The sequence below is a fragment of the Bacillus sp. SLBN-46 genome (assembly GCF_031453555.1).
Lineage (GTDB): Bacteria > Bacillota > Bacilli > Bacillales > Cytobacillaceae > Neobacillus.
This window is the reverse complement of sequence record NZ_JAVIZM010000001.1, coordinates 3,762,006-3,783,533: the sequence shown is the minus strand read 5'-3', so window position 1 is coordinate 3,783,533 and position 21,528 is coordinate 3,762,006. Positions and strand designations below refer to the sequence as shown.

Here is a 21,528-nt window from a genome sequence, read left to right as displayed (position 1 = left end):
AGGAAGTGGTAGAATGAGTTTTTTTAAAAAACTAAAAGAGAAAATTACGAAATCAACAGATTCCGTAACCGAAAAGTTTAAGGAAGGCTTAACGAAAACAAGAGACAATTTCTCAGGAAAGGTAAACGACCTTGTAGCTAGATATCGAAAAGTCGATGAAGACTTCTTTGAAGAATTAGAGGAAATATTAATTCAAGCAGATGTTGGCTTTGATACGGTAATGCAATTGATTGAAGAACTTAAGATGGAAGTGAAACGGAGAAATATTCAAGATCCACAAGAAGTTCAAAGTGTCATATCCGAAAAACTCGTTGACATCTATAATGCTGGAGAAGAACAATCCTCCCAATTAAATATCCAGGAGGACGGCTTAACAGTTATTTTGTTTGTTGGGGTCAATGGTGTTGGAAAAACAACTACAATTGGCAAGCTTGGACATAAATTTAAGATTGAAGGCAAGAAAGTTTTGATGGCAGCAGGGGACACTTTCCGTGCGGGTGCGATTGAACAGCTAGAAGTATGGGGAGATAGAGTCGGAGTGGAAGTCATCAAGCAGGCAGAAGGTTCTGATCCGGCAGCCGTTATGTACGATGCCATCCAGGCTGCAAAATCCCGTCAGGCAGATATTTTACTATGTGATACTGCAGGCCGCCTGCAAAACAAAGTAAACTTAATGAAAGAGTTAGAAAAGGTAAAGCGTGTCATTGAACGTGAAGTACCAGGCGCACCACATGAAGTCATTTTAGTTCTCGATGCAACCACTGGACAAAATGCGCTTATTCAAGCAAAAACATTTAAAGAAGTGACGAATGTAAGTGGAATTGTTCTTTCTAAGTTAGATGGTACGGCAAAGGGTGGAATTGTTCTAGCCATTCGCAATGAATTAAAAATACCTGTGAAATTTGTTGGTCTGGGTGAAAAAATGGATGATCTTCAAGAGTTTGATGCGGAGAGATACGTGTACGGACTCTTTGCGGATCAGGTAGAACAAACCGAATAATGGATGTAAAGGTATTATCTTGACAGAAAGTGCCTGACTGTGTAAACTACTCTTGTAAAGGCTTTTCACTTAACATGATATTGGAGGGATAGGCATGCTTGAAAAAACAACACGAATGAATTATCTTTATGATTTTTATTATTCGTTGTTAACACCAAAGCAGCAAAGCTATATGTCTCTCTATTATTTAGATGATTATTCTCTTGGTGAAATTGCCGATGAGTATGACGTAAGCCGTCAGGCCGTTTATGATAATATTAAACGGACGGAAGCCATGCTCGAGGAGTATGAGGAAAAGCTTCTATTATTCCAGAAATTTCAAGAGCGGGCAAGTTTAATCAGACATCTGAACGAATTGCTTAATGAGGAGAACCCTTCAAAGCAGGCAATGTTAGAAACCGTTGCTGAGCTTGAGAAATTAGATTAGGAGGCGGCATGAATGGCATTTGAAGGATTAGCCGACCGACTGCAGAATACAATCCAAAAGATCCGTGGAAAAGGAAAGGTCTCTGAAGCGGATGTAAAAGAAATGATGCGTGAAGTTCGTCTCGCATTATTAGAAGCAGACGTAAACTTTAAAGTCGTTAAAGATTTTGTTAAAAAAGTAAGTGAACGGTCTGTGGGACAGGAAGTACTGAAAAGTTTAACTCCAGGTCAACAGATTATCAAAATCGTTAATGAAGAATTGACGGCTTTAATGGGTGGTGAGCAGAGTAAGATTGCTGCATCCAACCGCCCGCCTACAGTCATAATGATGGTTGGTCTGCAGGGTGCGGGTAAGACAACTACTTCTGGAAAGCTAGCTCTTCTGCTTCGAAAGAAGTACAACCGCAAACCATTGCTCGTTGCTGCCGATATTTACAGGCCTGCGGCGATTAAGCAGCTCCAAACGCTGGGTAAACAATTAGATATGCCTGTTTTTTCACTTGGCGATCAAGTAAGTCCAGTTGAAATTGCGCGACAGGCGATTGAAAAAGCGAAAGAAGAACATCATGATTATGTTCTTATTGATACTGCAGGTCGACTCCATGTTGATGAAGCATTAATGGACGAACTGAAAGATATTAAAGAGCTAACAAAGCCTGATGAAATCTTCCTAGTAGTTGATGCCATGACAGGTCAAGATGCCGTCAACGTTGCTCAAAGCTTTAACGAACAACTTGGTCTTACTGGGGTTGTATTAACAAAGCTTGATGGTGACACGAGGGGTGGGGCCGCACTTTCTATTCGTGCAGTCACACAAACACCGATCAAATTTGTCGGTCTTGGCGAGAAAATGGATGCCTTAGAGCCGTTTCATCCGGAACGGATGGCTTCTAGAATTTTAGGCATGGGTGATGTACTGACGCTGATTGAAAAAGCTCAAGCAAATGTCGATGAACAAAAGGCTAAAGAGCTAGAACAAAAAATGCGTACAGCTTCGTTTACCCTTGAGGATTTCTTGGATCAGCTTGGCCAGGTTCGAAATCTAGGACCTTTGGATGAATTGCTTAAAATGATGCCTGGTGCCAATAAAATCAAAGGTTTGAATAATATTCAGATCGATGAAAAACAAATTGCCCATGTGGAAGCAATTATCCAATCAATGACTAAAGCAGAAAAGAACAACCCAGAAATACTGAATGCAAACCGCAAACGCAGGATTGCTAAAGGTAGTGGACGCCCTGTCACAGAAGTAAATCGTTTATTAAAGCAATTTGAAGATATGAAAAAAATGATGAAACAAATGACAGGCATGCAACAAAAAGGCAAGAAAAAAGGCGGATTTAAATTCCCGTTTAAGCCGTTTTAAGTTGTAGAAATATGGTAATAATGTATGTAAAGAAAAAACACTTTACAAACTATAAAAGAATTGATATTATACTATCTTGTGTGAAACTATTCGGAGGTGCTTATTTAAAATGGCAGTTAAAATTCGTTTAAAGCGTATGGGAGCAAAGAAAACTCCTTTCTATCGTATTGTTGTAGCAGATTCTCGTTCTCCTCGTGACGGACGTTACATTGAAGTAGTAGGAACTTACAATCCGGTTGCTCAACCTGCTTCAGTTCAAATCAATGAAGAATTAGCTCTTAAATGGTTAAAAGACGGTGCGAAACCATCTGATACAGTTCGTAACCTTTTCTCAAACCAAGGCATCATGGAGAAATTCCATAATGCAAAATTAAACAAGTAATCGAAGGTTAATATGAAACAATTAATCGAATCGATTGTTAAGCCTCTTGTTGATTTTCCTGAAGATGTCCAAGTTGACGTGATGGAAGATGACAGCCGCGTAACCTATCAGCTCACTGTTAACAAAACTGATATGGGAAAAGTGATTGGAAAACAAGGGCGTGTTGCAAAGGCCATTAGGACTGTTGTATATGCAGCAGGATCATCACAACAGAAGAAAATTTTTCTAGAAATTGGTGAATAGCTTTTTGCATCTAGATAAAGGGGGGGATTCATTCCTCCCTTTTTTGCTATCCGAAAGGCGGAAGCGCCTCGTTCAGCCCCGACAGGCAAATGTTCTTCGGTGAGAAAAGTCCGCACTTTGACTTTTCTTGCCGAAGGTTATTTGACCCTAGGGGCTAGGCGCTGGAGCTAGACAAACGAAAAGCGGAAGCGCCTTTTTAAGGACATCCGAAGCTTGAAGGAGGCAATTCTATGCAAATCATTCAAACTGTTGTGGTTAAGCAGGTTTTAACAGAGAGTAGCAGGCAAAAGCTCTCAGAGAAGTATCAAGGCGAAATGTTGCAACTGAAAAAGGAATGCGATCAGCTCCATTTTGAGCTAAAGCGACTAGAAAAAACGAAAACTTTTTCCCCGGAAGCTCTAAAAAAACATTTTCAAAAAGAAATTCAAATGCGGAAGGAAAAAATCAAGCTACTTGAGTTTCAAATGGAACAATTACATATCCTACCACTAGGTAGTGAAATAAAAGAGAAGGAAGTTCAGGCTCTCAAAGAAGTTAATGTTGGTGACTCTTGGGAAGAGGTGCTTGGACAACCTTGCATTATCATTCAAGACGGTATCATCAAGGAAATTAGATAGAAGGTGAAACATATGGAAAAATGGTTTAATGTTGGGAAGATCGTTAATACTCAGGGCATAAAAGGCGAAGTGAGAGTAATTTCAAAAACTGACTTTCCTGAAAAACGGTACAAGGTAGGCAATGTATTATATTTGTTTATGCCTAATTCAAACACGCCAATTGAACTAACTGTGAAAAGCCACCGGACCCATAAAAATTTTAACCTGCTTACATTTGAAGGCTTCAATAATATCAATGAAGTGGAAAAATTCAGAGATGGGATATTAAAAGTACCAGAATCACAGCTAGAAGAGCTTGAAGAAGATGAATTTTATTATCACGAAATTATTGGCTGTCTCGTTGCAACGACTAAAGGAGAAGAAATTGGTAAAGTAACTGAAATATTATCTCCAGGTGCAAATGACGTGTGGGTGGTGAAAGGAAAAGGCGGGAAAGACGTTTTGATTCCTTATATCCATGAAGTCGTGAAGAAAGTGGATGTGAAAGAAAAAGTCATATTAATTGATCCAATGGAAGGGCTACTTTCATGATGCAAATTGATATTCTCACTTTATTTCCGGAGATGTTCACCGGGGTACTGGGACAATCCATTCTGCAAAAGGCTACCGAAAAATCAGCGGTTAACTACAATGTAGTAAATTTTCGAGATTTCGCAGATAACAAGCACTCGACTGTTGATGATTATCCATATGGCGGCGGAGCTGGTATGGTGTTAAAGCCACAGCCCATTTTTGATGCTGTTTCAACTCTTAAAGAAAATGCCAAAAGCAAGAGCACGAGGGTGATTCTTCTTTGCCCGCAGGGTGAACGCTATAGCCAGCGAAAAGCAGAGGAATTGGCCTGTGAAGAGCATTTGATTTTTATTTGTGGACATTACGAGGGCTATGATGAGAGAATCCGTGAAAATATTGTAACGGATGAAATTTCTATTGGTGATTACGTTTTAACTGGGGGCGAGCTCGGGGCAATGGTCGTTGTTGATAGTGTTGTCCGACTATTACCTGAAGTATTAGGAAATCAAGAATCCCATATGAAGGATTCCTTCAGCACAGGACTACTTGAACATCCTCACTATACCAGGCCGGCTGATTTTCGTGGTTTAATGGTTCCTGAAGTACTTTTATCAGGGAATCACAAATTAATTGAAGAATGGCGAAACAAAGAATCATTAAGACGTACCCTGTTAAGAAGACCGGATTTACTTGATAAAATAGCCCTTACCCCTCAGCAGGAAAAATGGTTAAACGAAGTAAAAAAAGAATACGAGTAGTGTTGCGAGGTTACAATAATTATGGTATGATACTTCTTGTGACTTAAACTGATACCTATCAGATTGCGGTCTTATAACGATGTTCCGCTGCAAGCTTTAAGGAAAATGATATGCATGAGCATCTGTTGGAAGGAGTTGAAAACGATGCATAAATTAATCGAAGAAATCACAAAAGAACAACTTCGTTCTGATCTACCTGCGTTCCGTCCTGGTGACACTGTACGTGTACACGTTAAAGTTATCGAGGGTACTCGCGAGCGTATTCAGTTATTCGAAGGTGTAGTGATTAAGCGTCGTGGTGGTGGAATTAGCGAAACTTTCACAGTTCGTAAAGTTTCTTACGGAGTAGGCGTTGAGCGTACTTTCCCAGTACACACACCAAAAATTGCGAAGCTTGAAGTTATTCGCCGCGGTAAAGTTCGCCGTGCTAAGCTTTACTACTTGCGTAACCTTCGCGGTAAGAAAGCAAGAATTAAAGAGATTCGATAATAAGAAAAGAAAAGAGCTTGCTCTGGCAAGCTCTTTTTTTATACAAATCATTCAACGGTGCATATGGTGCTATGTAAATGATTGGTTAGATTTTTCCTTATTTGTTACTGATTTATAAACGAATTATTAAAGTTTGATAAAAATTGTGATCCCATCGTGTTAAATATGTTTAAGTTATGTAAAATAGGCTTTATAAAACATTTTTTTATTACTGATTGGTGGGGATTGTATGACAAAAAAGAAAAATGAGCTATGGGAATGGACAAAGGCCTTGTTAATTGCTGTTGCCTTAGCTGCAGTAATTAGGTATTTCCTTTTTGCTCCAATTGTAGTGGATGGCCTATCGATGATGCCTACATTAAAGGATCAGGATCGAATGATTGTGAATAAATTTAGTTATGACATGGGGGAACCTAAGCGATTTGATATCATCGTTTTTCATGCCCCAGAGAAGAAAGATTACATAAAGCGTGTAATTGGCCTGCCGGGAGATACAATTGAGTATAAGAATGATACTTTATATGTAAATGGAAAAGCGTATAAAGAACCATATTTGGACGAATATAAGAAACAAGTACAGGATGGTCCATTAACGGACTCGTTCACACTTGAAGAAACTCCAGTAGGCCAAAAAACAGTTCCTAAAGGGGAATTGTTTGTTATGGGAGATAATCGACGCTTCAGTAAAGACTCAAGGCATATTGGATCGGTTCCATTAAGTAAGGTGATTGGTAAGACAAGCATTGTTTACTGGCCTTTAAATGATGCACATATTGTTACAGTGAAATAGTTATAGTTTAGGGGGTGGCTGCTTTGACGATCCAGTGGTTTCCTGGCCATATGGCCAAGGCTCGCAGAGAGGTCACAGAAAAGTTAAAATTAGTTGATATTATCTTTGAATTGGTCGATGCAAGGATTCCGTATTCTTCAAGAAATCCAATGATTGATGAAATCATCCAACATAAGCCGCGGCTGGTCTTACTTAATAAGGCTGACATGGCTGATCCGGTAGCGACGAAGGAATGGATAGCCTCATTCGCAGAGAAGGGAATAAAGGCTCTCGCAATTAATTCCCAAGCCGGTGAAGGGATGAAACAAATTGTCCAAGCCGCAAATGAAATCCTTAAAGAAAAGTTTGACCGAATGAGGGCAAAAGGAGTAAGACCGAGAGCGATACGTGCGATGATTGTTGGTATTCCTAATGCCGGAAAATCTACACTCATCAACCGACTGGCTAAAAAAAATATTGCTAAGACAGGAAATACTCCGGGAGTGACAAAATCTCAGCAGTGGATTAAAGTAGGTAAAGAATTGGAATTGCTTGATACACCGGGGATTCTATGGCCGAAATTTGAAGACCAAGAGGTTGGAATGAAGTTGGCCATTACTGGTGCAATTAAAGACACGTTATTAAACCTGCAGGACTTGACGGTTTATACTCTTAGGTTCTTAGAGCGGGCGTATCCAGAACGCTTACAAGAGCGGTATAAGCTTACAGAAATACCAGAAGATCTTGTTGCATTATTTGACCATATTGGTTTGTTAAGAGGCTGTCTAATGGGCGGTGGTATGGTCGACTACGATAAAGTAGCAGAATTAGTGATTAGGGAGATAAGGTCTGAAAAATTTGGACGACTTACCCTTGAACGACCAAAGGATTTCTTAAAAGTAGAAGAAAATATAGAATAACAAAGAGGCTCTCCGTTAGGGGGCCTTAATTTTTCGAGAAAAATTAAGTTCGGGTGAAGAGGATGAAAAAACAATCGATCGCCGAAATCGAGGCGTACCTTTCAACAATTGTAAGTGAAGAGGATCCATTCTTAATTGAAATTCAGAATGATGAGCGAAAAGGTGTTCATCAATGCATTCAAAGGTGGCGTAGACAAAAAGAGCAGGAAAGGTTGCTCCAGGAAAAATTTATTGAAATGAATCAATTTGAGCGGAACTATCGAGAGGAAGGGTTTCAATTAATTGCAGGAATTGATGAAGTTGGAAGGGGACCGCTGGCTGGGCCCGTTGTGGCTGCTGCTGTCATCCTACCAGAAAATTTCTTCTTAGCCGGAATTGATGACTCTAAAAAGCTTTCTGAAAAGAAACGTCAAGAATACGATAAAATGATTAGAAGTGAAGCGCTGGCATACAGTATTTCAATGATTAGTGCGGATGAAATTGATGAAATTAATATCTATGAAGCAACCAAAAAGGCAATGTATGCAGCGGTAGCCGGTTTAGACCCGAAGCCAGATTTTTTATTAATTGATGCTATGAAGCTAGAAACTCCATATCCTTCCGATTCAATTGTAAAAGGGGATGCTCGAAGTGTATCGATTGCAGCTGCATCCATCGTGGCTAAGGTAGCGAGAGATGAGTTAATGAAAGAAATTTCGTTAAGCTATCCAGCATATGGTTTTCAGCAAAATATGGGGTACGGTACGAAGGAACATATTCAAGCTATTCAACAGCATGGGATTACACCGTATCATAGAAAAAGCTTTGCGCCAGTAAAAGATTATGTGGCAAAGCTAAAGTAAACAGGCACCTGCCTGTTTTTTTTATTATTTTAAAAAATAAATATGGAAACATTTACTATTGAAATTTCTTAATGGTTACTAGATATATTTAAATGTTTTTCAGAATTTTTTAAAATGAATATAATTTTTTGCTTAATGGTGGACAAGGTATGTGTCATTATATAAAATGAAAACGGAGTCAATTTTTAGAAGAGTATGATATAGGAGGATGGGAAATGAATATCCATGAGTATCAAGGGAAAGAGATCCTCAGAAAGTACGGGGTTGCGGTTCCAAACGGTAAAGTGGCATTCACTGTTGAAGAAGCTGTGGAAGCTGCAAAAGAACTAGGCACACAGATTTGTGTAGTTAAAGCACAAATTCATGCTGGTGGACGGGGAAAAGCTGGCGGTGTTAAAGTTGCGAAAAACCTTGATGAGGTTCGTACATATGCGAATGAGATCCTCGGGAAAACATTGGTAACACACCAAACTGGTCCAGAGGGTAAAGAAGTAAAGCGTCTGTTAATCGAAGAGGGCTGCGATATCAAGAAGGAATACTACGTAGGATTAGTACTAGATCGTGCTTCTTCACATGTAGTATTAATGGCTTCTGAAGAAGGCGGAACGGAAATCGAAGAAGTAGCAGAAAAGACTCCAGAGAAAATCTTCAAAGAAGAAATTGATCCAGTGATTGGCTTACAGCCATTCCAGGCACGCCGTATCGCTTTTAATATCAACATTCCAAAAGAACTAGTGAATCAAGCAGTTAAGTTCATGATGGGCTTATATAGCGCTTATATCGAGAAGGACTGTTCAATTGCTGAAATTAACCCGCTAGTTGTTACGGGCGACGGAAAAGTAATGGCATTGGATGCTAAATTAAACTTTGATTCCAATGCATTATATCGTCAAAAAGACGTCCTAGCATATCGTGATCTTGAAGAAGAAGATCCAAAAGAAATCGAAGCTTCTAAATATGACCTAAGCTATATTGCATTAGATGGCAATATTGGCTGTATGGTTAACGGTGCTGGCTTAGCAATGGCGACAATGGATATTGTTAAACATTACGGCGGCGACCCCGCTAACTTCCTTGATGTTGGGGGCGGTGCTACAGCAGAGAAAGTTACAGAAGCATTTAAAATTATCCTTTCAGATCCAAACGTAAAAGGTATTTTTGTTAATATCTTCGGCGGAATCATGAAGTGTGATGTTATTGCTGAGGGTGTAGTAGAAGCAGCTAAGCAAGTTGGATTAAGTATTCCACTTGTTGTTCGCTTAGAGGGAACAAATGTTGATTTAGGAAAGCAAATTTTAGCTGAATCCGGTCTTAACATTACGGCTGCTGAATCCATGGCTGACGGTGCACAAAAAATCGTTGAATTGGTGAAATAGGATCTTTAGAAAGGGGAATTAACGTGAGCGTTTTTATTAATAAAGATACGAAGGTTATTGTTCAAGGGATTACTGGTGGAACAGCCCGTTTTCATACAAAACAAATGCTTGAATATGGTACACAAATTGTTGGTGGTACCTCTCCTGGTAAGGGTGGTCAAGAGGTAGAAGGAGTACCAGTATTTAATACTGTTCGAGAAGCAGTTGAAACTACTGGGGCAAATGCTTCGGTTATCTATGTACCAGCACCATTTGCTGCAGATTCCATTATCGAAGCGGTTGATGCAGATTTAGATCTTGTCATTTGTATTACTGAACATATCCCAGTATTGGATATGGTTAAAGTGAAGCGTTACATGGAAGGCAAGAAGACTCGTTTGGTTGGTCCAAACTGTCCAGGCGTTATCACTGCTGACGAATGTAAAATCGGTATCATGCCTGGTTACATTCATACTAAAGGCCATGTAGGTGTAGTATCCCGCTCTGGAACACTAACTTATGAAGCTGTACACCAATTAACTCAAGCAGGAATTGGTCAAACAACAGCTGTAGGTATTGGTGGGGACCCTGTTAATGGAACTAACTTCATCGATGTTTTAAAGGCATTCAATGAAGATCCTGAAACATATGCAGTAATCATGATTGGTGAAATCGGTGGTACGGCAGAAGAAGAAGCTGCTGAATGGGTTAAGGCTAACATGACAAAACCTGTTGTTGGATTCATTGGCGGACGTACTGCACCTCCTGGAAAGCGTATGGGCCATGCTGGTGCGATTATTTCAGGTGGAAAAGGTACAGCTGACGAAAAAATCCGTGTTATGAACGAGTGTGGTATTAAAGTAGCTGACACACCATCCGTAATGGGTGAAACTCTAATCGAAGTATTAAAAGAACAAGGCTTATACGAAAAGTGTAAGACCCATTAAAAACTAATCTTTGCATCATCAGATTAAACAGAAATAGTCGCTCACTCATGAGGGACTATTTCTTCTTTTAATAAAAATTTATTGGAGGTATGTATTAAATGGACGACTTTAAAGAGAAATTGATTCATTTGCTTCACTATCCAAATATCTCGTGGAATACGATTTTACAAATTCTAAAAAAAGATCCCACCCTAAACAACCTCACTCGAATACAAACATACTCAACACAGCAAAGCTTCAATATTCCATCCCTTACCCGCGAAGATCCCGCTCCTAAATCAACCATTCTTCCACTTCCATTCGAAGTCATTCATGACCAAATCCGCCAATACGAAACCAATGATATTACCGTTATCACTATTTTTGATAAAGAATACCCCCCTTATTTAAAAGAAATTTATCAGCCTCCATGGGCACTATTTGCTAAAGGGGATGTATCCTTATTAAATCATGAACCCAAACTTGCTGTAGTGGGTTCGCGTCAGGCTACTCAATATGGTAGAAATGCAATTAAATCCATCTTCCCCCAACTCATTGATAATGGAGTACTTATTGTAAGTGGCTTAGCAAAAGGAATTGATGCATTAGCACATGAATTTGCTATTAAAAATGGAGGGAAAACAATAGCTGTTATTGCTGGGGGCATCTATCATATATATCCAAAAGAAAATATGAACCTAGCTTTAGAGATGATGAAAACACAGTTGATTGTCTCAGAATATCCCCCAGATACAAAACCACTTCGATGGCATTTTCCATTTCGAAATCGTATTATTAGCGGTCTATCTAGAGGTACTTTTATTATAGAAGCAAAAAGAAAAAGCGGATCACTCATCACAGCGAATTATGCAGTAAATGAAGGTCGAGATGTATTTTCCTTGCCTGGCAGCATTTATAATCCTTGTTCAGCAGGGGCTAACGAGCTAATCCAACAAGGGGCAAAACTTGTGACATGTGCAGGGGATATTTTAGAGGAAATAAGATAAAACTCTAGGTTAAAAGGGAATATTGGGAATAAAAGTAGCGTTTTTGCAGGTTTTTTTCGATAAAATGGAGAAATTAGCTAAAAAAGGTTGCAATAATTTCTAATATGTTATACATTTTCCAACAGAAGTTCGAAAAAATGGCTAAACATAAAATACTATTAAAATTAACTTATAAATTGATCATTATTGGGATAGGGCAGTTTTGTAAAGTATTTTCTCCGGTTCTAGTTTTTACTCGAATTTAGGAAAACTTCTCAAATAGAAGCACCGTAGAAACAGGCTTATGCCATTTTCAAGGAGCTTTCACACTTTCCCTCTTAAGGAGGATATCGGATGGCAGACTTTCTAGTAATTGTAGAATCACCTGCAAAAGCGAAAACGATTGAACGATATTTAGGTAATAAATATAAAGTAAAAGCATCTATGGGACATGTTCGTGACCTACCAAGAAGCCAAATGGGGGTCAATGTTGAAAATGGCTTTGAACCTAAATATATTACAATCCGTGGCAAGGGTCCTGTATTAAAAGAATTAAAAACTGCAGCCAAAAAAGCAAAAAAAGTTTATCTAGCAGCCGACCCTGATCGTGAAGGGGAAGCTATTGCCTGGCATTTGGCTCATAGTCTAGATGTTGATATTCATTCAGATTGCCGCGTGGTTTTTAATGAAATTACAAAAGAAGCAATCAAGGAATCTTTTAAACATCCACGACCAATTAATACGGATCTCGTTGATGCACAACAGGCTCGAAGAATTTTAGACCGGCTTGTAGGCTACAATATCAGCCCGCTTTTATGGAAAAAAGTAAAAAAAGGATTGAGTGCAGGACGGGTTCAATCAGTTGCAGTCCGCTTGATTATTGATAGGGAAAATGAAATTAAAGCGTTTACTCCTGAAGAATATTGGACAATTGAAGGAGAATTTTTAAAGGGAAAAGACCATTTTAGTGGGGCTTTTCATTCCCTAGTTGGAAAAGAAAAAACAGAGTTAGCCTCAGAGCAGGATGTTCAAGCGATACTGAAGCAATTAGATGATAACAAGTTCAAAGTTGTCTCAGTTACCAAAAAAGAAAGAAGAAGAAATCCGGCACCACCTTTCATTACTTCTTCTTTACAACAAGAAGCAGCGAGGAAACTTAATTTTCGTGCGAAGAAAACCATGATGCTTGCACAGCAGCTGTACGAAGGTATTGAGCTTGGGAAGGAAGGAACAGTTGGACTCATTACCTATATGAGAACAGATTCAACAAGAATTTCCGAAGTGGCTCAAACAGAAGCAGCTAATTATATAAAAGCTGAGTTTGGTGAAAGCTTTTTAAAAGAAGAGCAAAGAAAAGAGAAAAAACAGTCGAATGCTCAAGATGCACACGAAGCTATTCGTCCGACAAGCACATTAAGGGATCCGAACAGCATGAAGGAATTTCTTTCTCGAGATCAATTCCGCCTCTATAAATTAATTTGGGAGCGCTTCTTAGCAAGCCAAATGGCACAGGCGGTAATGGACACGATGAGTGTAGATTTGCAAAATGGAGATGTGATTTTCCGTTCAACTGGCTCAAAGGTCAAGTTTCCCGGTTTCATGAAGGTGTATGTTGAAGGATCGGACGATCAGGTAGATGGACCAGATAAAATGCTACCGGATTTAAAAGAAGGGGATGAAGTCTTTAAAAAAGACATCGAACCTAAGCAACATTTCACACAGCCACCACCAAGATACACCGAGGCGAGATTGGTGAAAACACTAGAAGAACTGGGTATTGGCCGCCCGTCTACTTATGCACCTACTCTTGATACGATTCAAAAGCGCGGCTATGTTGCCTTGGACAATAAACGATTTGTGCCAACGGAGCTTGGTGAAATTGTTCATGAGTTAATGGTCGAGTTTTTCCCTGATATTCTAAATGTGGAATTTACCGCTAAGATGGAACAAGGCTTAGATAATGTTGAAGATGGTAAGGTTCGTTGGGTTCAAATTATTGATGAGTTTTACCAGGACTTTGAAACGCATTTAGTAATAGCCGAAAAAGAAATGCAGTCTGTAGAAATCAAAGATGAGCCTGCAGGCGAAGACTGTGAAAACTGTGGAAGTCCAATGGTGTTTAAAATGGGACGCTATGGAAAATTTATGGCATGCAGTAATTTTCCAGATTGTCGAAACACTAAGCCAATAGTAAAAGAAATTGGTATGACTTGTCCTGGTTGTAAAGAAGGTCAGGTTGTTGAGAGAAAGAGTAAGAAAAAGAGACTTTTTTATGGTTGTACCAGATACCCAGAATGTGAATTCATCTCTTGGGATAAGCCGCTACCAAGACCTTGTCCAAAATGTGAGGGCTTGCTTGTAGAAAAGAAATTGAAAAAAGGTGTACAGGTACAATGTACGGAATGTGACTATAAGGAAGAGCAACAGAGTTAAAAGGGTGGAGAATCTCCGCTCTTTTTTTTATTTGTGAAATAAAAAACTTTTTTGTTTTGAATTCGTATAGTACAATGCAAGATGGACTTAAATGAGGGAAAGCTAATTGTATATGCTTTTTCTCTTTAAAAATTGGGTATAAATGTAATAGGAAGTATATCAGGAGGTTTATTGATGAAGGATGTAACAATAAATGTTGTTGGTGCTGGCTTAGCAGGAAGTGAAGCAGCATGGCAAATAGCTAAACGTGGTGTAAAGGTCCGTCTTTACGAAATGCGTCCTGTGAAACAGACTCCTGCCCACCATACAGATAAATTTGCTGAATTGGTTTGTAGTAATTCACTACGAGCAAATACATTAACCAATGCAGTAGGTGTGCTTAAAGAAGAAATGCGAAAGCTGGATTCTGTCATCATTGCAGCGGCGGATGCTTGTTCCGTTCCAGCTGGTGGAGCTTTAGCGGTTGATCGCCATGAATTTGCTGCTAAGGTAACGGAGTTAGTCAAGAATCATGAAAATGTAACGGTAGTAAATGAAGAGGTAACCCAAATCCCTGAAGGTCCAACGGTTATTGCTACTGGTCCTCTAACGAGTGCAGACCTCTCTGCAGAATTAAAGAACCTTACGGGTGAGGAATATCTTTATTTTTATGATGCAGCAGCCCCTATTCTTGAAAAAGAAAGCATTGACATGGACAAGGTTTACTTGAAGTCACGCTATGATAAGGGTGAAGCAGCTTATCTTAATTGTCCTATGACGGAAGAAGAGTTTAATCGCTTTTATGAAGCACTTATTTCTGCGGAAACAGTTCCGTTAAAGGAATTTGAAAAGGAAGTCTTCTTTGAAGGGTGTATGCCAATTGAAGTAATGGGTGCAAGAGGAAAAAAGACAATGCTTTTTGGTCCATTAAAGCCAGTTGGATTAGAAGATCCAAAAACAGGGAAAAGACCATTTGCAGTGGTACAGCTTCGTCAAGATGATGCAGCCGGAACATTGTTTAATATTGTCGGTTTTCAGACACATTTAAAGTGGGGAGCACAAAAAGAGGTAATTCAGTTAATACCGGGCCTTGAAAATGCTGAAATTATCCGTTATGGTGTTATGCACCGCAACACCTTTATAAACTCTCCAAAAGTACTTAAGGCAACTTATCAATTCCGGAATAGAGAAGATTTATTTTTTGCTGGCCAAATGACTGGTGTGGAGGGTTATGTGGAATCTGCAGCAAGTGGTCTGATTGCTGGGATTAATGCTACAAGGTTAGTGCAGGGGATGAAAACCGTTGAATTTCCAGCTGAAACAGCTATAGGGAGTATGGCTCGTTATATTACTACCGCTAATGCAAAAAACTTCCAGCCTATGAATGCTAATTTTGGCTTATTCCCTGAGCTCCCAGTTAAAATTAAGGGAAAACAGGAAAGAAATTTAGAGCATGCAAATCGAGCGCTAGACACAATTCAGAACTTTGTGAAAGTTTTGTAAAATTTATTGCAAGGGCTTTAGAAGTATGTTACGATTTAGTAGCCCTTGTGAGGTGAATTTTGTGACAAATGTGAATGTTTTCTTAAAGTTATTTCTGGAGTATTTACAAATGGAACGTAATTACTCAAAATATACAATTGAACATTATCAGCATGATATCAGTGATTTCTTTGTGTTCATGGCTGAGCAAGCCGTAATTCAAGTCGAAATGGTTCAATATCATGATGCAAGACTTTATCTTACCAGATTATATGAAAAAAAACTTGCAAGAAAAACGGTTGCCAAAAAAATATCTGCATTAAGAAGTTTCTATAAATTTTTGCTTCGGGAAAAGTATGTAGAAAGTAATCCATTTTTGCTTCTAACAGTACCAAAGCTTGAAAAACGGTTACCACAATTCTTTTATGAAAATGAACTTACACTGTTATTTGATTCGTGTGAAACTAATACACCCTTGGGTCAACGGAACAAAGCATTACTTGAACTTTTATATGGGACAGGGATACGAGTAAGTGAGTGCTGTCAAATTAGCTTAAAAGATCTTGATTTTTACCTTTTAACAATACTGATTCATGGAAAAGGAAACAAAGAACGTTATGTACCTTTCGGAAGCCAAGCAAAAGCTGCATTAGATTTATACATAAACGATGGCAGGAAAAAGCTAATAGCCGATAAGCAATCCATTGAGACTTTATTTGTTAATAACCGTGGTGGTCCATTAACAGCTAGAGGTACAAGAAAAATATTGAATCAAATGATTGAAAAATCTGCTTTGGATTCAAGTATTCATCCACATAAGCTTCGGCATTCCTTTGCCACCCATTTACTCAATAATGGTGCAGATTTACGATCAGTCCAAGAATTGTTAGGGCATGCTTATTTATCTTCAACCCAGGTGTATACACATGTAACAAATGATCACTTAAGGAAAACGTATATGGCCCATCATCCAAGGGCATAAATGTAAAATATTTTTCATATGGATTTTTAATGGTTACATACAATTTACTCATTTGTCTGTAAACGGAAAATACTCCTATAGGAGGTCAATTAAATGAACCAATTTCATGCAACAACGATTTTTGCTGTTCACCATAATGGTCAGTGCTCTATGTCAGGTGACGGCCAAGTTACGTTTGGTAATGCAGTAGTGATGAAGCACACAGCAAAAAAGGTTAGAAAGATATTTAATGGTAGAGTGTTAGCTGGTTTTGCTGGGTCTGTTGCTGATGCCTTCACCTTGTTTGAGTTATTTGAAGGCAAATTAGAGGAGTTTAACGGCAACCTACAAAGAGCGTCAGTTGAACTGGCTAAAGAGTGGAGAAGTGACAAAATTCTTAGAAAACTTGAAGCCATGCTGATTGTTATGGACCGGGAAAATTTATTATTAGTATCCGGTACCGGTGAAGTCATCGAACCAGACGATGGCATACTTGCGATTGGTTCAGGTGGGAATTATGCACTTGCGGCAGGTCGTTCCCTCAAAAAATATGCTGGTGATCATTTGACGGCGAAAGAAATAGCGAAAGCTTCTTTAGAAATAGCTGCGGAAATATGTGTGTATACGAACCACAATATTATTGTTGAAGAGCTATAACGGGAAGGAGACTGAAGAATGGGAAAAACTAATACCAATAATTTAACCCCCCGCCAAATCGTCGAAAGACTTGATCAATATATTATTGGACAGAAAGATGCAAAGAAAGCAGTTGCTGTCGCTCTTAGAAATCGCTATAGAAGAGGTTTATTGAATGACAAGATTCGGGATGAGGTCATTCCTAAAAATATTTTAATGATTGGACCTACGGGTGTTGGGAAAACAGAGATTGCCCGGAGGATTGCAAAGCTAGTTGGTGCACCATTTATTAAGGTTGAAGCAACTAAATTCACTGAAGTTGGTTATGTTGGCCGTGACGTAGAATCAATGGTAAGAGATTTGGCTGAAACATCCGTTCGATTAGTTAAAGAAGATCGAATGCAAAGTGTGAAAGAACGTGCCGAAGAAAATGCTAACAGCAGGCTTGTTGATTTACTCGTTCCTTCAGCAAAAAAATCAACCAACTATAAAAATCCGCTCGAAATGTTATTTGGTGGAGGAAATTCCTCTTCTGAACAGGAGGCACCTCAAGAAGATTATTCTGTTCAGGAAAAACGGAAAATCGTCAAAGAGAAATTGGCACTAGGTCAATTAGAGGATGAAATGGTTACTGTAGAAGTTGAGGAACAAGCGCCGTCAATGTTTGATATGCTTCAAGGTTCAGGTATTGAACAAATGGGTATGAATATGCAAGATGCACTTAGCAACTTTATGCCTAAAAAGCGCAAGAAAAGGAAACTAACTGTTCGGGAAGCCAGGAAGGTTTTAACTAATGAAGAAGCCTCCAAGCTGATAGATATGGATGAAGTAACATCTGAAGCTATTTATCGTGCTGAACAGACTGGCATTATTTTCATTGATGAAATTGATAAAATAGCCAGCAAGAATTCAGGTGGTTCCTCAGCAGATGTATCAAGAGAGGGAGTTCAACGAGATATTCTGCCAGTGGTTGAAGGTTCAACAGTTGTAACCAAATATGGTTCCATTAAAACCGATCATGTTTTATTCATAGCTGCAGGGGCATTTCACATGGCTAAGCCGTCCGATTTAATTCCTGAACTTCAAGGGCGTTTTCCAATTCGTGTGGAACTCACAAAGCTTACTGTAGATGACTTCTTTAGGATTTTAATCGAACCTGATAATGCTTTAATTAAGCAATATCAAGCTTTATTGGAAACAGAAGGTATACAAATTGAATTTTCTGACGATGCTATTCGTAGAATTGCAGAAGTAGCCTTTGATGTGAATCAAAATACCGACAATATTGGTGCGAGACGACTTCATACAATCTTAGAAAAGCTTTTAGAAGATTTATCTTTTGAAGCGCCAGATATCACGATGGACAAAATCACCATCACACCACAATATGTGGACGAGAAACTTGGAGCAATCTCCAAAAACAAAGACTTAAGTCAATTTATCCTATAGGAATGTCTAGATTGTCGATTGGCAAAATTCTCATTCTTTATATACCTATTACGTCAAAATAGTTACATTTAAAAATTTTATAATGGTTGTAGTCAATTAGGAGGAAGAAACAGATGGATTTACTTACAAAAACTAGACGGATTAACGTATTATTACAAAAAGCAGCAGGAAAACCGGTAAACTTTAAGGAAATGTCTGAGACATTAAGTGAAACGATTGAAGCGAATGTTTACATTGTAAGCCGTCGTGGAAAACTTCTTGGGTTTTCAATTTATCAACAAATTGAAAACGAGAGAATGAAGAAAATGTTCGAAGATCGTCAATTTCCTGAGGAGTATACAAAAGGCTTATTCAATATTCAAGAAACTTCTTCAAACTTGGATATTGAAAGTCAATATACCGCTTTTCCTGTAGAAAATAGAGATTTATTCCGTGAAGGTTTAACAACAATCGTTCCAATTATCGGTGGGGGAGAACGTCTTGGTACATTAATCCTTGCAAGATTGCAAGAGAAGTTCCATGATGATGACCTAATCCTTGGTGAATATGGTGCGACTGTAGTAGGTATGGAGATTTTACGTGAAAAGTCAGAAGAGATTGAAGAAGAGGCTAGAAGCAAAGCTGTCGTTCAAATGGCTATTAGTTCATTATCATATAGTGAACTTGAAGCAATTGAACATATTTTTGAAGAACTTAATGGTTCTGAAGGCTTGCTTGTTGCATCGAAAATTGCTGACCGCGTTGGTATTACTCGTTCTGTTATCGTAAATGCTCTAAGAAAGCTTGAAAGTGCAGGGGTAATTGAATCTCGTTCCCTTGGAATGAAAGGTACGTATATCAAAGTCTTAAATGATAAGTTCCTCGTAGAACTTGATAAATTAAGATCTAACTAAAAAGTAAATCTCCAGGTGCGCCTGGAGATTTTTTTTTAAAAGTATACTTGATTGTTATTTGTACATGTGCTATATTATTTCATGGTGTTAATACACACGCTCGTTGATTTAAACAGATGGTGCTGTTGATTACAGTTTCTGTATAAAGATGATAGGAGCGGAGGAAATCAAACCATTAGGAGGAAACAAAACATGTCAGTTATTTCAATGAAACAATTGCTTGAAGCTGGTGTACACTTCGGACACCAAACTCGCCGTTGGAACCCTAAGATGAAGAAATATATCTTCACTGAGCGTAACGGTATCTACATCATCGACCTTCAAAAGACAGTTAAGAAGGTAGAAGAAGCTTACAATTGGGTTAAGGACCTTGCTGGTAACGGCGGTACTATCCTTTTTGTTGGTACAAAGAAACAAGCTCAAGATTCTGTTAAAGAAGAAGCAGCTCGTTCTGGTATGTACTATGTTAACCAACGTTGGTTAGGTGGTACACTAACAAACTTTGAAACAATCCAAAAGCGTATTGGCCGCTTAAAAGATATTGAAAGAATGTCTGAAGACGGTACTTTCGAAGTATTACCTAAAAAAGAAGTTGTTCAATTAAAGAAAGAACAAGAACGTCTTGAGAAGTTCTTAGGCGGAATTAAAGATATGAAGCAACTTCCTGATGCACTATTCATCATCGACCCTCGTAAAGAGCGTATCGCAGTTGCTGAAGCTAAAAAATTAAACATTCCTATCGTAGGTATTGTTGATACAAACTGTGATCCAGACGAAATCGACGTTGTTATTCCTGCAAACGACGATGCAATTCGTGCGGTTAAGCTTTTAACTGGTAAAATGGCTGATGCTATCCTTGAAGCTAAACAAGGTGAAGAAGTTACTGCTTAATTAATTAAGTGCTTAAAAATAAAAAGGTGATAAGAGGGAGCACCCTTTATCACCTTTTTTTAAAGAAAGCCCGCTATTTTAGTACTGAACAAAAGTACAGTAGTGAAAGAATGTTTATCTTAGCTAACAATGGCTAAGATATGAATATAGTACATAGTATTTAAAGGAGGAAGTTAATTATGGCAGTTACTGCTCAAATGGTAAAAGAACTACGTGAAAAAACTGGCGCAGGTATGATGGATTGTAAAAAAGCGTTAACAGAAACAGATGGTGATATGGAAAAAGCAATTGATTTCTTACGTGAGAAAGGAATTGCAAAAGCTGCAAACAAAGCTGACCGTATTGCTGCAGAAGGTTTAACTTCTATCCTTGTAGATGGTAATGAGGCTGTAATTCTTGAAGTAAACTCTGAAACAGACTTCGTTGCAAAAAATGAAGCATTCCAAGCACTTGTTAAGGAAATTGCTGAACACCTTCTTAAAAACAAACCTGCAACTGTTGAAGAAGCAGCTACTCAAACAATGGAAAACGGTGCAACTGTAGCAGATCACATCAATGCTGCAATCGCTAAAATTGGTGAAAAACTTTCTCTTCGTCGCTTTGCAGTAGTTTCTAAAACTGATAACGATGCTTTTGGTGCTTACCTACACATGGGTGGACGTATCAGCGTTTTAACAGTTCTTGAAGGTACTACTGATGCAGATGCTGCAAAAGATATTTCTATGCACATCGCTGCATTAAAACCAAAATACGTATCACGTGACCAAGTATCACAAGAAGAAGTTGAGCGTGAGCGTCAAGTATTAACTCAACAAGCTCTTAACGAAGGTAAGCCTGAAAATATCGTTGCGAAAATGGTTGAAGGCCGTCTTGGAAAGTACTTTGAAGATGTTTGTGTACTTGACCAAACTTTCGTTAAAAACCCTGACCAAAAGGTTCGTCAATTTGTTGAATCTAAGGGTGCAACTCTTCGTGAATTCGTTCGTTACGAGGTTGGAGAAGGTATTGAGAAGCGTGAAGATAACTTCGCTGAAGAAGTTATGAACCAAGTAAATAAACAATAGTCAAATATTCTCTTGTTTAAAAACATAAGCTTTAAGGGAATGTTACTGAAATAAGTTTGAATAGGGGACACGATGTGTTCCCTATTTTTCAAGAAAAAATATTGTTAGCAAAGCGCTGACTGTAGTGCTAGTGCTTTCAAATTTACAT

23 protein-coding genes are annotated in these 21,528 nt (G+C 38.6%); all 23 read left to right on the top strand.

The window, feature by feature from the left end:
• The first annotated feature begins 13 nt into the window (after positions 1-13).
• The 23 genes from ftsY to tsf all read left to right on the top strand — a co-directional run bounded on the left by ftsY (position 14) and on the right by tsf (position 21,380).
• A complete protein-coding gene (gene ftsY / locus QFZ87_RS19240) occupies positions 14-1,000 on the top strand; it encodes a signal recognition particle-docking protein FtsY (protein ID WP_309865048.1) in 987 nt (328 codons plus the stop codon).
• Between the two features lie 94 nt (positions 1,001-1,094).
• The gene (locus QFZ87_RS19235; protein ID WP_309865045.1) at positions 1,095-1,427 is read left to right on the top strand and encodes a putative DNA-binding protein; all 333 of its coding nucleotides are present in this window, start codon (positions 1,095-1,097) and stop codon (positions 1,425-1,427) included.
• 12 nt (positions 1,428-1,439) lie between these two features.
• A complete protein-coding gene (gene ffh / locus QFZ87_RS19230) occupies positions 1,440-2,792 on the top strand; it encodes a signal recognition particle protein (protein ID WP_309865042.1) in 1,353 nt (450 codons plus the stop codon).
• A 109-nt stretch (positions 2,793-2,901) separates the two neighbouring features.
• Positions 2,902-3,174 carry a 30S ribosomal protein S16 gene (gene rpsP / locus QFZ87_RS19225; protein WP_307288925.1) on the top strand — a complete coding sequence of 91 codons (273 nt, stop codon included), beginning with the start codon at positions 2,902-2,904 and terminating at the stop codon, positions 3,172-3,174.
• A 12-nt stretch (positions 3,175-3,186) separates the two neighbouring features.
• Positions 3,187-3,417, top strand: a complete 231-nt coding sequence (locus tag QFZ87_RS19220) for a KH domain-containing protein (protein ID WP_308080197.1) — start codon at positions 3,187-3,189, stop codon at positions 3,415-3,417.
• A gap of 230 nt (positions 3,418-3,647) precedes the next feature.
• Positions 3,648-4,034 (top strand): YlqD family protein, encoded by a 387-nt coding sequence (locus tag QFZ87_RS19215; RefSeq protein WP_309865037.1) that lies wholly within the window; start codon positions 3,648-3,650, stop codon positions 4,032-4,034.
• A 12-nt stretch (positions 4,035-4,046) separates the two neighbouring features.
• Positions 4,047-4,565, top strand: coding sequence for a ribosome maturation factor RimM (gene rimM / locus QFZ87_RS19210; RefSeq protein ID WP_309865035.1), 519 nt, complete (start codon positions 4,047-4,049; stop codon positions 4,563-4,565).
• Positions 4,565-5,305: a tRNA (guanosine(37)-N1)-methyltransferase TrmD gene (gene trmD, locus QFZ87_RS19205; RefSeq protein WP_396133978.1), complete on the top strand. Its 741-nt coding sequence runs from the start codon at positions 4,565-4,567 to the stop codon at positions 5,303-5,305. The genes rimM and trmD overlap by 1 nt, the downstream gene beginning before the upstream one ends.
• A gap of 144 nt (positions 5,306-5,449) precedes the next feature.
• Positions 5,450-5,794 (top strand): 50S ribosomal protein L19, encoded by a 345-nt coding sequence (gene rplS, locus QFZ87_RS19200; RefSeq protein ID WP_235743156.1) that lies wholly within the window; start codon positions 5,450-5,452, stop codon positions 5,792-5,794.
• Between the two features lie 229 nt (positions 5,795-6,023).
• Positions 6,024-6,584 carry a signal peptidase I gene (gene lepB / locus QFZ87_RS19195; protein ID WP_309865028.1) on the top strand — a complete coding sequence of 187 codons (561 nt, stop codon included), beginning with the start codon at positions 6,024-6,026 and terminating at the stop codon, positions 6,582-6,584.
• Between the two features lie 23 nt (positions 6,585-6,607).
• Positions 6,608-7,483 (top strand): ribosome biogenesis GTPase YlqF, encoded by an 876-nt coding sequence (gene ylqF, locus QFZ87_RS19190; protein WP_309865024.1) that lies wholly within the window; start codon positions 6,608-6,610, stop codon positions 7,481-7,483.
• Positions 7,484-7,545: 62 nt separating this feature from the next.
• The gene (locus QFZ87_RS19185) at positions 7,546-8,325 is read left to right on the top strand and encodes a ribonuclease HII (RefSeq protein WP_309865021.1); all 780 of its coding nucleotides are present in this window, start codon (positions 7,546-7,548) and stop codon (positions 8,323-8,325) included.
• Positions 8,326-8,540: 215 nt separating this feature from the next.
• Positions 8,541-9,701, top strand: coding sequence for an ADP-forming succinate--CoA ligase subunit beta (gene sucC, locus QFZ87_RS19180; protein WP_309865019.1), 1,161 nt, complete (start codon positions 8,541-8,543; stop codon positions 9,699-9,701).
• A 23-nt stretch (positions 9,702-9,724) separates the two neighbouring features.
• Positions 9,725-10,627, top strand: a complete 903-nt coding sequence (gene sucD / locus QFZ87_RS19175; RefSeq protein WP_309865017.1) for a succinate--CoA ligase subunit alpha — start codon at positions 9,725-9,727, stop codon at positions 10,625-10,627.
• A 98-nt stretch (positions 10,628-10,725) separates the two neighbouring features.
• Positions 10,726-11,613: a DNA-processing protein DprA gene (dprA, locus tag QFZ87_RS19170; protein WP_309865015.1), complete on the top strand. Its 888-nt coding sequence runs from the start codon at positions 10,726-10,728 to the stop codon at positions 11,611-11,613.
• A 333-nt stretch (positions 11,614-11,946) separates the two neighbouring features.
• Positions 11,947-14,025, top strand: a complete 2,079-nt coding sequence (gene topA / locus QFZ87_RS19165; protein WP_309865013.1) for a type I DNA topoisomerase — start codon at positions 11,947-11,949, stop codon at positions 14,023-14,025.
• A gap of 174 nt (positions 14,026-14,199) precedes the next feature.
• On the top strand, positions 14,200-15,507 hold the full coding sequence (gene trmFO / locus QFZ87_RS19160) for an FADH(2)-oxidizing methylenetetrahydrofolate--tRNA-(uracil(54)-C(5))-methyltransferase TrmFO (protein ID WP_309865011.1): 1,308 nt from the start codon (positions 14,200-14,202) through the stop codon (positions 15,505-15,507).
• A 25-nt stretch (positions 15,508-15,532) separates the two neighbouring features.
• On the top strand, positions 15,533-16,468 hold the full coding sequence (xerC, locus tag QFZ87_RS19155) for a tyrosine recombinase XerC (RefSeq protein WP_309865009.1): 936 nt from the start codon (positions 15,533-15,535) through the stop codon (positions 16,466-16,468).
• A 93-nt stretch (positions 16,469-16,561) separates the two neighbouring features.
• Complete coding sequence (hslV, locus tag QFZ87_RS19150) at positions 16,562-17,104, top strand: ATP-dependent protease subunit HslV (RefSeq protein ID WP_309865005.1); 543 nt, start codon at positions 16,562-16,564, stop codon at positions 17,102-17,104.
• Between the two features lie 18 nt (positions 17,105-17,122).
• Positions 17,123-18,532, top strand: a complete 1,410-nt coding sequence (gene hslU, locus QFZ87_RS19145) for an ATP-dependent protease ATPase subunit HslU (protein ID WP_309865003.1) — start codon at positions 17,123-17,125, stop codon at positions 18,530-18,532.
• 113 nt (positions 18,533-18,645) lie between these two features.
• The gene (codY, locus tag QFZ87_RS19140) at positions 18,646-19,425 is read left to right on the top strand and encodes a GTP-sensing pleiotropic transcriptional regulator CodY (protein WP_308080181.1); all 780 of its coding nucleotides are present in this window, start codon (positions 18,646-18,648) and stop codon (positions 19,423-19,425) included.
• A gap of 192 nt (positions 19,426-19,617) precedes the next feature.
• A complete protein-coding gene (gene rpsB / locus QFZ87_RS19135) occupies positions 19,618-20,316 on the top strand; it encodes a 30S ribosomal protein S2 (protein ID WP_308080180.1) in 699 nt (232 codons plus the stop codon).
• 179 nt (positions 20,317-20,495) lie between these two features.
• On the top strand, positions 20,496-21,380 hold the full coding sequence (tsf, locus tag QFZ87_RS19130; protein ID WP_309864999.1) for a translation elongation factor Ts: 885 nt from the start codon (positions 20,496-20,498) through the stop codon (positions 21,378-21,380).
• Positions 21,381-21,528: the final 148 nt, after the last annotated feature.